Here is a 13,899-nt window from a genome sequence, read left to right on the forward strand (position 1 = left end):
CGACGCGCCGCACGGCTCGCCCCGACGCCCCGAAGGTCTTTGCTCGCGGATCGAGAACTCCGGGGCGTGAACCCCTCCACCGCCCTCCGAACCGGCGGCCGGTTGCTCTGGGAGCGATCGGCGTCGGTGATTCCGCTGTACCTGCTCGTCTCCGGGCTGTACGGCATCGCCCGCGTCCCGTTCCTCCTCGCCGGCCTGCTCGCGGTCTGGTACCTCGCGGCCGCCGGTCGGCTCGAACCGTTCGTCGATGCGCTCCGGCGACTGGGAGAGCAGTCGGCGCCGACCGCCCCCGACGCGACCGACGTCGAACGGGTCGCCCCCGAACTGGGTGAGGCGGTGGCCGGCCTGCTGACGCCCGAGACGATCGCGCTCGTCGCCGTCGGCGGATTCCTCTCGCTGCTCCTGGCGGTTCTCGTCTCGGCCGTCGGCAACGCTGCCGCCGTCGGCGGCCTGTACGGCCTCCTCCGCGACGAGGACGGCGTTCGCGCGGGGGTCGACGGCGCGCGTCGGTACTGGCGGTCGATCCTCGGCGTCCGGCTGCTGTTGTTCGTCGCGCTCGCGGCCGTCGCCCTCCCGATCGTCGGCTTCTTCGCCGCCGTCGGCGGCTATCTCACCAGCGCGGTGGCGTCCGTGTCGACGGCCGGAACGGCGCCCTCCTGGGCGGCGCTGGGAGCCGGCGCACTCGCGCTCCTGTTCGGCCTCCTCGTCGGCGCGCTGCTCGTCGCCGCGGTCTTCGTCCTCTTCGCGTTCGCCGAGCAGGCGGTCGTCGTCGACGACGTGGGCGCGGTCGAGGCGGTCCGACGGAGCGTCCGTTTTCCCCTCCGTCGACCGTGGGACGCGCTCGGTTACGTCGCCGTCGCGTTCGGCGCGCTCGTCGTCTCCGGTTCGATCGGCGGTTCGGCCGCGGCCTTCGGCGCGACACGGGTGACGGCACTCGTCGGGGCTGTACTCCTGCCTCCGGTCGTCGACGGGTTCAAGACCGCGCTGTACGCCGAACGGGAACTCCCGGCTACCGACGTCTCCCGGCCGGAGGACCGGTTGCGCTCGGCGTTCGGCGGCGGCCTCCACTCCGTCGGGAAATTCGTCCGAGACCGTCCGTTCGCGAACCTCGCGTCGCTCGTCACCATCGCGGCCGGCGGCCTCGTCGGGTGGCGCGCGACGTCGTCGCTCGGGACGTCGATACCGATCGGCGGCGACGTCGGCTCCGTCTTCGGCTCGTTCCCGCTCGGGACGTTCTTCAACCTCGCGGTGAACAACTGGCTGGTCGCCGCGGACTTAGCCTACGGCGGCCTCGCGGTCGGGATCCCCGCGCTCGTCGGGCTCGCGTTCAACGGGCTCGTCGTCGGCGCGATCGGCGGCGTCTTCGACCCCGTCGCGTTCGTCGCGCTTGTCGCCCCGCACGGGATCGTCGAGATCCCCGCGATCGTCGTCGGCGGGGCGCTGGGGCTCCGGCTGGGCGGCGTCGTCCTCGGCGTCCTCCGGGGCCGCCGCGACGGCGACGACGTGGCGGCGGCGATCCGTCGGGCCTACCGGGTGTTGCTCGGCCTCGTCCCGCTGTTCGTCCTCGCGGCGTTCGTCGAGGCGTTCCTCACGCCGGCGATCGCGAGCCTCGTCCTCGGCGGGTAGCGCGGACGAACGGCCTCCCGACAGGGGCGGCCGCTGCCGGACGGACCCCCGGCACCGGCACCGGGACCGCGATCGCGATCGACAGCGCAGGTCGCTGTCGACGGTCGTAGCGCGGGCGGTTCTCTCGACCGTCTGGGAGGCGTCAGCGGGAAAATCGGAGAGGAGAAAACAGTGCGTCAGCAGCCGTTACGGTGCCTCACTCGGCGTCGCCCGTCTCGATCGGCGCGCCGACGAGGTTGCCCCACTCCGTCCAGGAACCGTCGTAGTTGACGACCTCGTCGTAGCCGAGCAGTTCGTGGAGCGCGAACCACGCGATCGAGGAGCGCTCGCCGATCCGGCAGTAGGCGACGGTCGTCTCGGAGCCGTCGATGCCCTGGTCGGCGTACAGTTCCTTCAGTTCCTCGGCGGACTTGAACGTCCCGTCGTCGTTGACGGTCGCCGCCCACGAGATGTTCTGCGCGCCGGGGATGTGACCGCCGCGCTGGGCCGTCTCCTGCAGTCCCGGCGGGGCGAGGATGTCGCCGCGGAACTCCTCGGGCGAGCGGACGTCCACGAGTGGGAGCCCCTCGTCGACGGCGTGGTCGACGTCGTCGCGGTAGGCGCGGATGGACTCGAACGGTCCCTTCGCGGTGTAGTCGACGGGGGAGAACTCCGGGACCTCGTCGGTGGTCGGGTAGTCGTTGTCGATCCAGTAGTCGCGGCCGCCGTTCAGGAGTTTGACGTCCTCGTGACCGTAGTACTTGAACTGCCAGTAGGTGTAGGCGGCGAACCAGTTGGAGTTGTCGCCGTACAGCACCACGGTGGAGTCCTCGGAGATGCCGTGGCTGCCGAGCAGGTCCTCGAAGTCGTCCTTGTCGAGGATGTCGCGGTTGGTCTGGTCCTGCAGTTGGCTCTCCCAGTTGAAGCCGATCGCGCCGGGGGCGTGACTCTCGTCGTACGCCTCGGTGTCGACGTCGACTTCCACCAGTCGATAGCCGGGATCGTCGCTCTCGAACTCCGCGAGGTTGTCTTCCACCCACTCGGGGGACACGAGCACGTCTTTGGCGTAACCGTCGTCTGTCATTGCAACACCCTCTACGTGCCCGCCCCCTATAATCCTCACAACTACGGCGTGTACTGCCCGTCCTCCCGACATCCGGAGAATATTGCTCCATCAGTCGAACCTGACAGGACGCGGCGGTCCCACGCCGGACCCACGGCCGCGGTACGGCCGCGGACCCGAGAAACAACACGCAACATTTTCTGCTTTCTCTGACACCGGGCGAACGACGGCCGGATCGCGCACGTTGAAGGGTCGGCCGCCGGTAGGTGTCGGTATGTACGAACACGTCGTCGTCTCGGCCGACTGGCTGGCCGAGCGACTCGACGCGGTACGGGTGATCGACGTCCGCGACGCCTGGGAGTTCGACGGCATCGGTCACATCCCGGGCGCGGTGAACGTCCCCTTCGCGGAGTTCCGCAGCGAGGCGGGCGACGAGGGGATGCTCCCGGGAGCTGAGGCGTGGGAGTCGCTGCTCTCGACCGCCGGCGTCGCCCCCGACGACGACGTCGTCGCCTACGACGACACCCACGGCGTCTTCGCGGCGCGCTTTCTCGTGACGGCCGAACTGTACGGCCACCCGCCGGATCGGCTCCACCTCCTCGACGGCGACTTCAGCGCGTGGAACCGCGGGCACGAGTCGACGAGCGAGTCGTCGTCGCCGCCGGAGACCGACTACGCGATCCGCGACCCCGAGCGCTCCCCGCTCGTCGACTACGGGACGGTGCTCGACGCGCTCGACGACGGGTCGACCGTCGTGGTCGACACGCGCGACCCCGGCGAGTACGCCGAGGGGCACCTCCCCGGCGCGGTCAACCTCGACTGGCGGGAACTCGTCGACGACGAGACGCGCGGGCTGAAAACCGAGTCGGAACTCACCGCAATCCTCGGCGACGTCGGCGTGACGCCCGACACGCGGGTGATCCTCTACTGCAACACCGCCCGGCGGATCAGTCACACGTACGTCGTCCTGCGCTCGCTCGGGTACGACGACGTCGGCTTCTACGAGGGGAGCCTGACCGAGTGGACCGAACGCGGCGGGCCGGTCGAGACGGCGTAGGGACTCGGCTCGTCCACACTTCGTCCGCGTGTCGTGACCACCGCCTGGCGGCCCCGACCGATCGTCGCCCGGCCGCCCCGACCGATCGGCGATCGGCTGGAGACTCCTCGACGACCGACCGAGATCATCGGCGATCGGGTCGAATAGTTTTATCCGCGCGCTCGCGGAGACACGACTATGCCGATGCGCCAACTCCGCGCCTGCGACTTCTGCGGCGGCGACGCCGCGGGCGTCTACGAGGTGCTCCCGCCGGAACTGTCGCCGACGGAGGCCGAACAGCGCCGGGTCGTGCTCTGTGCGGACTGCCTGGAGACGCTCGAAACCGTCGTCGATCCGCTCTTGAACCGGCTGGGGATCGACGGTGACGCGGACTCCGACCCGACCGCGACGCCGACGGAACGCGCCGGTGAGTCGACAGCGGAGCCGACGGCGCGGTCCGGTCAGTCGAGCGAGGAGCCGACGGTACGTCCCGAAGAGGCGTCCTCGCCCGCCAACGCGGCGGCAGAAGACTCCGCTTCTGAGCCCGGCTCCGACGCTTCCGGAACGACCGACTCGCCCCGCAGCTCCGGTGGCTCCGGCAAACCGAGCGCGTTCAACGCGCCGGAGGGGTTCACCGACATCGCCGAATCCGACGAGATCGATCTGGGCGGGTCCGACGATTCTCCCGCCGACTCGGACGCCAACGGCGTCGCCGACGCCGCACAGGCGTCCGGTTCCTCGGACTCGCGAGAACGCACGCGTCGGGCGGAGGTCGCAGACGACGCGAGCGGGGAGTCGACCGGATCGGACGACGCGAGCGGAGAGTCGACCGGACCGGACGAGACCGCCTCTCCGGACGCGTCGAATCGGGAGACGACGCTGGGCTCAGACCGGAACGCCGTCGGCGCGGAGCCCGACGACTTCCGGACAGTGATGCGGCTGCTCGGAAACCGGGAGTTCCCGATCCGCCGGGACGAGGTCGTCGACCTCGCGGCGGGCGCGTACGACCTCGACGAGGCTCACGTCGAGCGGATCGTCGATCACGCGATCGACCGCGGCGTGCTCGCCGACGAGGACGGCACGCTCACGCGCTCCTGACACTGCCTGGAGAACGTCGGACCGGACGATCGGACCGGACTGCCGGGCTAGAGTTTCCCCTTCGTGCTCGGGGTGTCGCTCCGGCGCGGATCCACGCGGGTCGCGTCGTCGAGCGCGCGCGCGAGCGCCTTGAACAGCGCCTCGACCTCGTGGTGGGCGTTGACGCCCTCCACGTCCGCGTGCAGCGTCAGATCCGCGTTCATCGCGAGCGAGTACGCGAAGTGCCGGGCTATGTCGCTCGTGAAGTCGCCGATCGTCTCCTGGGAGAACTCCCCCTCGAAGTCGAAGTGCGGCCGGCCGCTGACGTCGACGACGACGCCCGCGACGGCCTCGTCGAGCGGGACCCGCCGGTCGGCGTAGCGGACGATGCCGCGCTTGTCGCCGAGGGCCTCCGCGAACGCCTCGCCGAGCACGATCGCGACGTCCTCGACGGTGTGGTGGTCGTCGATCTCCAGGTCGCCGTCGCACCGGACGGTCAGGTCGAACAGGCCGTGCTTGGCGAACGCTTCGAGCATGTGATCGAAGAAGCCGACCCCCGTCTCCACGGCGCTGTCGCCGTCGCCGTCGACAGAAAGCGCCACGTCGATCGTCGTCTCGGCGGTCTCGCGGGAGACGGCCGCGGTGCGGTCGGTTCCGGCGGCCTCGCCGCCGCGTTCCTCGCTCTCGGCGTCGCCGGACTCGTCGGTGGCGTCGACGGCCTCGTCGTTGGCACCCTCGGCGGCTTCCTCGTCGGCGTCGGTCATACCGGCGAGTCGACGCCCGCGCCTATGATCGTTGTGCCTCGGTACTCGGTAGTCGGGTGTCCGTCTCCCGACCGCGGCCCGCCTTCGGCGGCACCGCCGCGCCGGCCGACGCTCGTCAGCACTCCGCGTCCACGCCGCGAGCGAAAGTGGTACGTCCCGGGCGCGTGACGTCCCGGTATGCGCATCGCCGTCCCCAACAAGGGCCGCCTGCACGATCCGAGCGTCGACCTGCTGGAACGGGCCGGACTCCACATCGAGAGCGCCGCCGACCGGAAGCTGTACGCCGACACCGTCGACCCCGACGTGAGCGTGCTGTTCGCCCGCGCGGCCGACATCCCCGAGTACGTCTGGGACGGGGCCGCCGCGGTCGGCATCACCGGCCGCGACCAGGTCGTCGAGTCCGGCCGCGACCTGGTCGAACTCGTCGACCTGGGCTTCGGCCGCTGCCGACTCGTCCTCGCCGCGCCCGAGGAGGGCGACATCGCCGACCCCGCCGACGTGGCGGGCAAGAGCGTCGCGACCGAGTTCCCGCGGATCACGCGGGAGTACCTGGAACGGGAGGGGATCGACGCCGACGTCGTCGAGGTCACGGGCGCGACCGAACTGACTCCCCACGTCGAGATGGCCGACGCCATCGTCGACATCACCTCGACGGGCACGACGCTGCGGATGAACCGCCTCGCGGTCGTCGACGAGGTGCTCGAATCCTCGGTCCGGCTGTACGCCCACCCCGACCACGCCGACGACCCGAAGGTCGACCAGCTGGTGACGGCCTTCGAGTCGGTCCTCGCCGCGGAGAACAAGCGCTACGTGATGATGAACGTCCCCCGAGAGCAACTCGACGAGGTCCGAGAGGTCATCCCCGGACTGGGCGGCCCGACGGTGATGGACGTCGCCGGCGACGACCACGTCGCGGTACACGTCGTCGTCGACGAGCGCGACGTCTTCGAGGTCGTCAACGACCTGAAGGCCGTCGGCGCGTCCGGGATACTGGTCACCGAGATCGAACGGCTCGTCGAGTGAGCAGACCCGGTCTTTCAGACGGGCGGATGTCCGAAAGCGTCAGACTGGCGGACGCCCGAAAGTGTCTGGCGCGCAGGCGTCAGAAAGCGTCAGGCGGGCGCGCTCGTCGCGAGCGCCCAGATCCCGAAGACGATCGTCCCCAGGATGACGCTGACGACGAAGTGGATCAGCGTGATGTAGGCGGACAGTTTCCGGGACTCCCCGTAGACGTACGCGATCGCGACGCCGTCGAGGACGAGCGCGACGAACAGGCCGCCGAACAGGACGGGGTCGCTCTCGGCGAACGTCGCGACCAGGATGCTGATCGCCGCGGGGACCGGTCCGACCAGAAACGCGTTGCGAACGGGGACGTCGCCGAGGACGTTCCGGGCGGCGATGAACGCCGTGATCGAGAGGAAGACGGCGAACGTCGCGAACGTGCCGGCGATGGCGAGCGGATTGGCGGCCGACTGTAGCGGGACCGACATTGATAAAAAGAGATCGACCCGTCAGTCGTCGAGGAGACCGAGATCGCTCAGCCGGGAGACGATCACGTCGACGGCTTCGCGGGCGTCGTCGGGGGCCTTCCCGCCGGTGATGACGAGCTTGCCGGACCCGAACAGGAGCGCGACGACGGAGGGCTCGTCGAGGCGGTAGACGAGACCGGGGAACTGCTCGGGTTCGTACTCGATGTTCTCTAATCCGAGCCCGATGGCGATGGCGTTGAGGTTGAGGTTCCGACCCAGGTCGGCGGAGGTGACGATGTTCTGTACGGTGATCTCGGGATCGTCGTCCACGGGGATCTGCAGTTCGCGGAGCTTCTCGAAGACGATGTGGAGGCTCTCGTGGACGTCGTCGGTCGACTTCGCACCGGTGCAGACGATCTTGCCCGAGCGGAAGATGAGCGCCGCCGACTTCGGCTCCTGGGTCCGATAGACGAGGCCGGGAAACTGCTCGGGGTCGTAGTCGGCGCCCTCGAGGTCCATCGCCACGCTCTGGAGGTCGAGCTCCTGACCGATCCCGGTGGAGGCGACGACGTTCTCGATATTGATCGTGTCCTTGGGGTCGCTCATATATCGACTTAAACGACGTATTTAAGGTTTAAAAAGGTTGGTGCGTTCGGTCGTCGATCGGTGCGCCCGGATTTCCCCCGCAGACGGCGACGCTCCACCCGATCCGACACGCTGATTTGCGACCCCCACGAGGTTCGGCCGTGTACTACCTGGAACTCGCGGGGGGAGCCGGCGACGAGGCGCTCGCCGCGCTCGAAGCCGAGCGCGCGGCCGGCTCGGCCGTCTCGCGCGTCGCGCCCGGACTCGCGACCGCCCGCGGCGTGCGGGCCGACCGCGTGCCGGCGCTCGCGTACACGCGGCACGTCTCCGAACTCGTCGGGCGGGCGGACGCGACCGTCTCCGACGCCGCGGCGGTCCTCACGGCCGCGTCCATCGACCGGACCGGCAGCGTCGCGGTCAGGGCCCGGAACGTCCGATCGACGGCCGACGCGAGCACGGCCGAGGCCGAACGCGAACTCGGCGGCGTGCTCGTCGACCGCGGATTCTCTGTCGACCTCGACGACCCCGATCACGAACTCCGGGTCTGCTTCTCCGAGGACGTCTGCCTCCTCGGGTGGGCCGTCGCCGAACGCGACGCGGCGTTCGGGTCGCGCACCCCCACGGACCGACCCTTCTTCCAACCCGGGAGTATGGCCCCGATGGACGCCCGGGCGTACGTCAACCTCGCGGCCGGCCCGTCGCTCCCGGACGCGACGGTCCTCGATCCGATGTGCGGTACCGGCGGCCTCCTCATCGAGGCCGGCCTCGTCGGCGCCCGGGTCGTCGGCTCCGACGCCCAGTGGAAGATGACCCGCGGCGCGGCCGAGAACCTCGATCACTACCTTCCCGACTCCCGCTGGGACGTCGTCCGCGGCGACGCCACGGAACTCCCCTTCGCCGACGACGTCGCCGACGCGGTCGTCTTCGATGCGCCGTACGGTCGGCAGTCGAAGATCGCCGGACACGAACTCGCCGACCTCGTCGGCGGCGCGCTCGCCGAGGCGGCGCGGGTCGCCCCCGCGTGCGTCCTCGTCGCCGACCGCTCCTGGGAGTCGCTGGCCGAAGACGCCGGCTGGACGGTACGAGAGCGGTTCGAGCGGCGGGTTCACGGGTCGCTGGTGCGACACGTCCACGTGCTGGAACGGGTCCGGTCGGACTGACGGCCGACGAGCGCGGCCGTGACCTACTCGAAGCCGCTGAGAAGCGTCACGACCCACTGGGCGGGGTCGTCGCGACGGCGAACTTCCACGCGATGGACCCACTTCACCCACTGGAAGCCGCGGCGGCCGGGGGCCACGAGACGCAGCGGTGCGCCGTGGCCGTGGCTGAGCCGCTCCCCGCCGACGTGCGTCGCGAGGAGCGCCTCGCGGGCCTCCTCGATCGGCAGCGACCACCGGTAGCCCGTCACCGACACGAACCGGACGAACCGCGCCCTCTCGCGGACACCCGCCGTTTCGAGGAGGTCGCCGACGCGCACGCCGCGCCACCGCTGGACGGTGTACCAGCCGCTCGTGCAGTCCAGGAGCGCCTCCTCGCTGTCGCCGGTGATGCCCGTCTCTCCGCTCTCGCCGGCGAGTTCGTCGTACGCGTACTCTGGCGACGTCTCCACCTCGCCGGCGACGGTCAGCGTCCACCCGTCCCGATCGATCGGGTCGGGATCGTCGGCGACCCAGGAGGTGACCGGGAAGCTCCCGTTTCCCGCACCCTCCCGCGGCTGCGAGCCGGTGAACCGGCGGTCCTCCCCGCCGGTGTCGAGGACGCGGTTGGCGAGTTCCTGACTCCGGTAGGCCACCCCGCCGCCGAGCAGCAACGCCGCGTACTTGAGCGTCGTTCGCCGTCCCTCGAAGTCCCGTCGTCGAGGGAGCCGGAACCGAGAGGCGAGGTGCCACGCGAGCAGCGGGAGGAGCGCCAGCCCGAACCCGACGTGCACGCTCAGGAGGGTCCAGTAGGCGAGTCGAACGTCGAGGCCGAACACCCAGGCGATCCCCGTCGCGAACGCTCCGACTGCCGCGAGGAGCGTGAGCACGGACACGACCGTGGACGCTCGCCACTCCGCGAGACGAGCGAGTCGATGCCGGACTCTGACGAGTTTGAAGCCCAGAAACGCCAGGAACGTCAGGCCGAGGATCCGGTGGAGCCAGAAGATCGGCCACCCCGACGGCGACCCGACGGTAAAGGAGACGAACCCGGTGACGGCTTCGAGTACGACGACCGCGAGGAGCGACCAGTCGACGAGCCGCGGGGGCGGGCTGAGGGCGTCGAGCGCGCGTCCCGCGAGCGCGGCCGGTCCCGTTCCCATAGTCGTGAGACGGTCTCGCACGGCAAGAAGCGTTGCGGCCGCCGGACGCTCCCGGCCGACCGCGCTCACCGCGCGAGCACCCACCCGAACAGCAGCGGCGCGACGAGGAGCGTGAGCGGCACGAGGATCCACACCTGGCCGGCGAGGACGTCGTACTGCGCGACCGTCTCGCTGACCGTCGCGCCCTCGACGTAGCCGACGAGGAACTCGAAGCCGACGGTGAGAACCGTCCAGCCGACGCCGACGAGGAGCAACTCGGCCCGGGTGTACTCGATCGGCGTGTTCGCGAAGTACGCTCCCGAGACGAGGAGGATCGCGACGACGAGTAGCAGCGTGCTGAGCACGTGGCCCGCGTACTCGCCGATCCGGGGGATGACGACGACCTCTCTGAACGCGCCGTTCGCGACCGCGAGGACCGCCATCGCGACCCAGACGCCCAGCGGGTACAGGAACACGGACGGGCGGAGCGACGGAACGAGGAGTGACATCGGTGTTCTCCGGCTCCAGCTACCGCGGGTTCCGAGAAAAAACCGACTACCGCTCCCGCGCGGCGACGATCGACTCGCCGGCGCGGACCGAATCGCCCGCCGCGACGAGGAGGTCCTCGCGGTCGTACGTCGGGGGCAGGAGGACGTCCGCCCGCGAACCGAAGTCGATGTGGCCGATCCGCTGGGCGCGGTCGAGGTCATCGCCCGCCTCGACGTAGGGGTGAATCCGACGGGCGAACGCGCCGGCGATGAGCGAGAGTTCGGCCGGCCCCTGGTCGGTCTCGACGTCGACGTCGACGCGCTCGTTGCGCTCCGATTCCTTCGAGAACGCCGGCAGGTGCTTGCCCGGCCGGTGGGTGACGCGCTCGACCCGGCCGTCGAACGGGGCGCGGTTCACGTGGACGTCGGTGACGTTCATGAACACGCCCACGCGGAGCTGGTCGCCCTCCTCGCGGACGACGGAGACGCGTCCGTCGGCCGGCGAGACGACGCCCGGGCCGGAGGGTCGGCGCTCGGGATCGCGGAAGAACCACGCGACGGAGCCGCCGAGTGCGAGCGCGCCGAGGGCAAGTGGGGGAGCGAGGACGGCCAGCACCGCGGCGGCCGCGAACGCCGGCACCGCGAACCGCCGGACGCCGGGCGCGAAGCGCATCTCAGGCGAACGCCTCCCCGTCGAGTTCCGACTGGCCGCCGGCCCACGCCGCCAGCAGGTGCGTGAGGTGGAGTCGGCCGTCGTTGCCCTCCGCGAGGTCGAGATCGACGTTCCCGGCGAGTCGGTGCAGGCGGACCAGGTTCGCCTCGCCGAACTCCTCGGGGTAGGTGTCGGCGACGCGCAGCAGTTCCGAGAGCAGTTCCTGCCCGCCGAACCCCTCGTCGTCGAGCAGCGTCGTCAGCTGTTTTCGCGCGTCGCGGATCTCACCGGCCGCCGCCTCGTCGAGCACCTCTTTGATCTCGTCGTCGTGGCCGGCTTCCGAGAGCGCCGCCTGCGCGGCGTCGACGGTGATCGCGTCCTCGCCCTCGACCGCGGCGTGCTGGGCGGCCAAGATCGCGTACCGGAGGTCGCCGTCGGCCTTCGAGGCGACGAGGTTCAGCGCCATCGGCTCGGTCTCGACGCCCTCGTCGTCGGCCACGTTCGACAGGACCGACTCGATCTCCTCGGTCGTCGGCGCGCGCACCGGAATCGGGAAGCACCGCGAGCGGATCGGCGGGATGAGCTTCGAGGGCTGCCGCGTCGTGATCACGAACTGGGTGCTCCGGTGGTACTGCTCCATCACGCGCCGCAGCGCCTGCTGGAAGTCCTCGCGGATCGTCTCGGCGTTGTCGAGCAGGACGGTCTTGTACGTCCCCGAGGCGGGCCGGTAGGACGAAAGCTCCTGCATCACGTGCGAGATCATATCGCGCTTGGACCACTCGCGCTTGTACTTGTTCCCCTTCCCGCCGCGGCGGTACTGCTTCGAGAACTCCGTCTGGCCCTGGAGGAACCGGGCGAACCGGGGGTCCTCGCGGATCTCCTTCTTGCTCCGGTCGAAGAAGTCCGCGACGTTGATCTCGATCAGGTCGGCGTCGGGGTCCTCGTGCGCCTCGCGGGCCAGCGCGCGCACTGCGGCCGTCTTCCCGACGCCCGCCGGGCCCTGAACGACCAGGTTCATCGGCTCGTCGACCGTGCGACCGAGTCGCTCTCGGACCTCCGCTTGCGGCAGTTCCGCGAGCGACGGGGCGTGCTTCTCGGTCCACAGGGGCGCGTCCATTGCCGTCGGGTAATCGACCGGAGGGTAAGAAACTCTCCCTCTCCGTTCCGGACTACCGCGAGCGCTCGCGCTCTCCGTCGTCGCGCTCGGCACCGCCTCCTGCGCGTCGGTCGGCTTCGCCATCCGTCCGTCGCCTCACCGCTCGCTCGCGGGCGTTCTCCGGCGTGTCGGTTTCGAGCAGGACTTCGAGCTTCCGCTCGAACTGCTCCTCGGAGAGGTCGCCGCGGGCGTACCGGTCGCGGAGGCGCTCGAGGGCCTCGTCGACGTCGTCGGAATCGCTCCGTTCGAGGTCTGCGGTCTCCGACCGCGGTGAGCTTCGGTTCTCACGACGAGCGGAGTCTGGTCCCGCCTTCCGCCCCCGAAGGAGCGACACGAGCGGAACGACCACCGCGTAGCCGATGACGAAGACGACCCAGAAGTCGACTGCTTCGAGGATCGGGACGCCGAAGAGCGAGCCGAGGCCGGCACCGAGGACTAAGAGCGCGACCGCGCCGACGACGGGGTCGTCCGAATCGGCGAGGTCCTCGTCCCACCAGCGATCGGATCGATCGTGCCGGCTGCCGTCCATACCGACGACCTCCGGCGCGAACGGCAAAAAGGTGCGCCGTCGTCCGAACGTGCGCGGGCACTCCGGACGCGCGTCGACGGCCAGCGGGGGCGGTGCGAACCGGTTCGGGGATCGGCTCTCGGGTCTCGGCGCCGAACCGATCGACGATGGCTGCGACGACCTCCACGGCGACGCGCTGTGCGTGCTCGCACCCCAGAGACTGCGTCTCCCGCCGCGCCGGCCGGTATCTCACCGCGATTCACCGGCTCGCGGACGGGGGGAGGGACCGCGTCGGAACCGGCGAGATCAGCGCCCACCTGGACGTGTCGCCGGCGACGGTCACCGAGATGTTCGACCGGCTGGCGACGGACGCGCTCGTCGACTACGAGAAGCACGACGGCGTCCGATTGACGCACCGCGGGGCCGAGATCGCCCGCGAACTCGCCCGGCGGCAGTGCGTCGCTCGGGCGTTCTTCGCGACGGAACTGGACCTCGAATTCGACGCCGAGACGGGCTATCGGATCGGGTACGCTCTCCCCGCGAGCGGCGTCGAGACGCTGCGTGAACGCACCGATCACGCGACCGTCGAACCTGCCGGCATCGACCGCGGCTCACGGGAGAAGTGTCTATACGGCGCGACCGCGAACTGATCCACGATGAGTGACCTCGAACCTCACGACGTGCCCGACGACGTCGACGCCGACGCGTGGGGACTCGGCGTCACCGGCGCCGTCGAGCGTGAGCTGACCGTCGACGTCGCCGGCTTGGAGGGACTCCCAACCGAAACGTTCACGGCCGACTTCGCGTGCGTGGAGGGGTGGGTCGCCGAGGACCTGACGTGGCGCGGCGTCCGCGTCGGCGACCTCCTCGAACGGGCGGAACCGGCCGCGTCGGCCACCCACGCGCTGGTCCGTGCGATGGACGGGGCGTACGCGTGCTCGTACCCGATCGAGCGCCTCTCGGAGGCCGTCCTGGCGATCGAACTCGACGGCGCTCCGCTTCCGGTCGAGCACGGCGGCCCGGCGCGGCTCGTCCCTACCGGCGAGGCGGACTGCTGGGAGAGCGTGAAGTGGGTCGCGGAGATCGAACTCGTCGACGCGCCGCCCGACGAGGAAGACACCGCGAAAGCCATCGCGCTCTCGCGGGTCGAGTGATCCTCCCCCTCTCGCGGGTCGGGTGACCCTTCCCCGCTCGGACGGCGCTTCCGACACGCGTTTA

General features: G+C 70.3%; 16 protein-coding genes. 7 read left to right on the top strand and 9 right to left on the bottom strand.

The genetic code is table 11. The features are described from left to right. Window positions 1-66: 66 nt before the first annotated feature. Entirely contained in the window at window positions 67-1,626 is a 1,560-nt protein-coding gene (locus DV707_RS00890) for a stage II sporulation protein M (RefSeq protein WP_235010735.1), read from the top strand. 196 nt (window positions 1,627-1,822) lie between these two features. On the opposite strand, the gene DV707_RS00895 is transcribed toward DV707_RS00890, so the two are convergent. Continuing rightward, on the bottom strand, window positions 1,823-2,689 hold the full coding sequence (locus tag DV707_RS00895; protein WP_103991052.1) for a sulfurtransferase: 867 nt from the start codon (window positions 2,687-2,689) through the stop codon (window positions 1,823-1,825). Between the two features lie 253 nt (window positions 2,690-2,942). On the opposite strand from DV707_RS00895, the gene DV707_RS00900 reads away from it, so the two are divergent. Both DV707_RS00900 and DV707_RS00905 read left to right on the top strand, forming a co-directional pair. Next, a complete protein-coding gene (locus DV707_RS00900) occupies window positions 2,943-3,725 on the top strand; it encodes a sulfurtransferase (RefSeq protein ID WP_103991051.1) in 783 nt (260 codons plus the stop codon). A 177-nt stretch (window positions 3,726-3,902) separates the two neighbouring features. Beyond that, complete coding sequence (locus DV707_RS00905) at window positions 3,903-4,802, top strand: hypothetical protein (RefSeq protein ID WP_103991050.1); 900 nt, start codon at window positions 3,903-3,905, stop codon at window positions 4,800-4,802. A 47-nt stretch (window positions 4,803-4,849) separates the two neighbouring features. Here DV707_RS00905 and hisB read toward each other — a convergent pair whose 3' ends face one another. Beyond that, window positions 4,850-5,545, bottom strand: a complete 696-nt coding sequence (hisB, locus tag DV707_RS00910) for an imidazoleglycerol-phosphate dehydratase HisB (protein ID WP_103991049.1) — start codon at window positions 5,543-5,545, stop codon at window positions 4,850-4,852. 177 nt (window positions 5,546-5,722) lie between these two features. Here hisB and hisG point away from each other — a divergent pair, with 177 nt between their 5' ends. After that, complete coding sequence (hisG, locus tag DV707_RS00915) at window positions 5,723-6,568, top strand: ATP phosphoribosyltransferase (RefSeq protein ID WP_103991048.1); 846 nt, start codon at window positions 5,723-5,725, stop codon at window positions 6,566-6,568. A gap of 89 nt (window positions 6,569-6,657) precedes the next feature. Here the strand turns inward: hisG and DV707_RS00920 are convergent, their stop codons facing one another. Together DV707_RS00920 and DV707_RS00925 are read right to left on the bottom strand one after the other, a co-directional pair. Beyond that, the gene (locus DV707_RS00920) at window positions 6,658-7,035 is read right to left on the bottom strand and encodes a DUF7473 family protein (protein WP_103991047.1); all 378 of its coding nucleotides are present in this window, start codon (window positions 7,033-7,035) and stop codon (window positions 6,658-6,660) included. Between the two features lie 21 nt (window positions 7,036-7,056). Beyond that, window positions 7,057-7,620, bottom strand: coding sequence for a TATA-box-binding protein (locus DV707_RS00925; RefSeq protein ID WP_103991046.1), 564 nt, complete (start codon window positions 7,618-7,620; stop codon window positions 7,057-7,059). Window positions 7,621-7,769: 149 nt separating this feature from the next. Between DV707_RS00925 and DV707_RS00930 the strand changes: the two genes are divergently transcribed. Beyond that, window positions 7,770-8,759 (top strand): methyltransferase domain-containing protein, encoded by a 990-nt coding sequence (locus DV707_RS00930; protein WP_103991277.1) that lies wholly within the window; start codon window positions 7,770-7,772, stop codon window positions 8,757-8,759. Window positions 8,760-8,782: 23 nt separating this feature from the next. On the opposite strand, the gene DV707_RS00935 is transcribed toward DV707_RS00930, so the two are convergent. From DV707_RS00935 to DV707_RS00955, 5 genes are all read right to left on the bottom strand, one after another. Then, window positions 8,783-9,898, bottom strand: coding sequence for a molybdopterin-dependent oxidoreductase (locus DV707_RS00935; protein WP_103991045.1), 1,116 nt, complete (start codon window positions 9,896-9,898; stop codon window positions 8,783-8,785). A gap of 65 nt (window positions 9,899-9,963) precedes the next feature. Continuing rightward, window positions 9,964-10,386 carry a hypothetical protein gene (locus tag DV707_RS00940; protein ID WP_103991044.1) on the bottom strand — a complete coding sequence of 141 codons (423 nt, stop codon included), beginning with the start codon at window positions 10,384-10,386 and terminating at the stop codon, window positions 9,964-9,966. Window positions 10,387-10,432: 46 nt separating this feature from the next. Then, window positions 10,433-11,038, bottom strand: a complete 606-nt coding sequence (locus tag DV707_RS00945; RefSeq protein WP_103991043.1) for a protein sorting system archaetidylserine decarboxylase — start codon at window positions 11,036-11,038, stop codon at window positions 10,433-10,435. A gap of 1 nt (window position 11,039) precedes the next feature. Continuing rightward, window positions 11,040-12,134 (bottom strand): AAA family ATPase, encoded by a 1,095-nt coding sequence (locus DV707_RS00950; protein ID WP_103991042.1) that lies wholly within the window; start codon window positions 12,132-12,134, stop codon window positions 11,040-11,042. A gap of 52 nt (window positions 12,135-12,186) precedes the next feature. Further along, the gene (locus tag DV707_RS00955) at window positions 12,187-12,702 is read right to left on the bottom strand and encodes an SHOCT domain-containing protein (protein ID WP_103991276.1); all 516 of its coding nucleotides are present in this window, start codon (window positions 12,700-12,702) and stop codon (window positions 12,187-12,189) included. 146 nt (window positions 12,703-12,848) lie between these two features. Between DV707_RS00955 and DV707_RS00960 the strand changes: the two genes are divergently transcribed. Then, window positions 12,849-13,331, top strand: a complete 483-nt coding sequence (locus DV707_RS00960) for a metal-dependent transcriptional regulator (RefSeq protein ID WP_136361779.1) — start codon at window positions 12,849-12,851, stop codon at window positions 13,329-13,331. Window positions 13,332-13,337: 6 nt separating this feature from the next. After that, entirely contained in the window at window positions 13,338-13,835 is a 498-nt protein-coding gene (locus tag DV707_RS00965; protein ID WP_103991040.1) for a molybdopterin-dependent oxidoreductase, read from the top strand. Window positions 13,836-13,899 lie beyond the last annotated feature (64 nt).

Origin of the sequence: Halobellus limi (assembly GCF_004799685.1) — an archaeon.
Taxonomy (GTDB): Archaea; Halobacteriota; Halobacteria; order Halobacteriales; family Haloferacaceae; genus Haloquadratum; species Haloquadratum limi.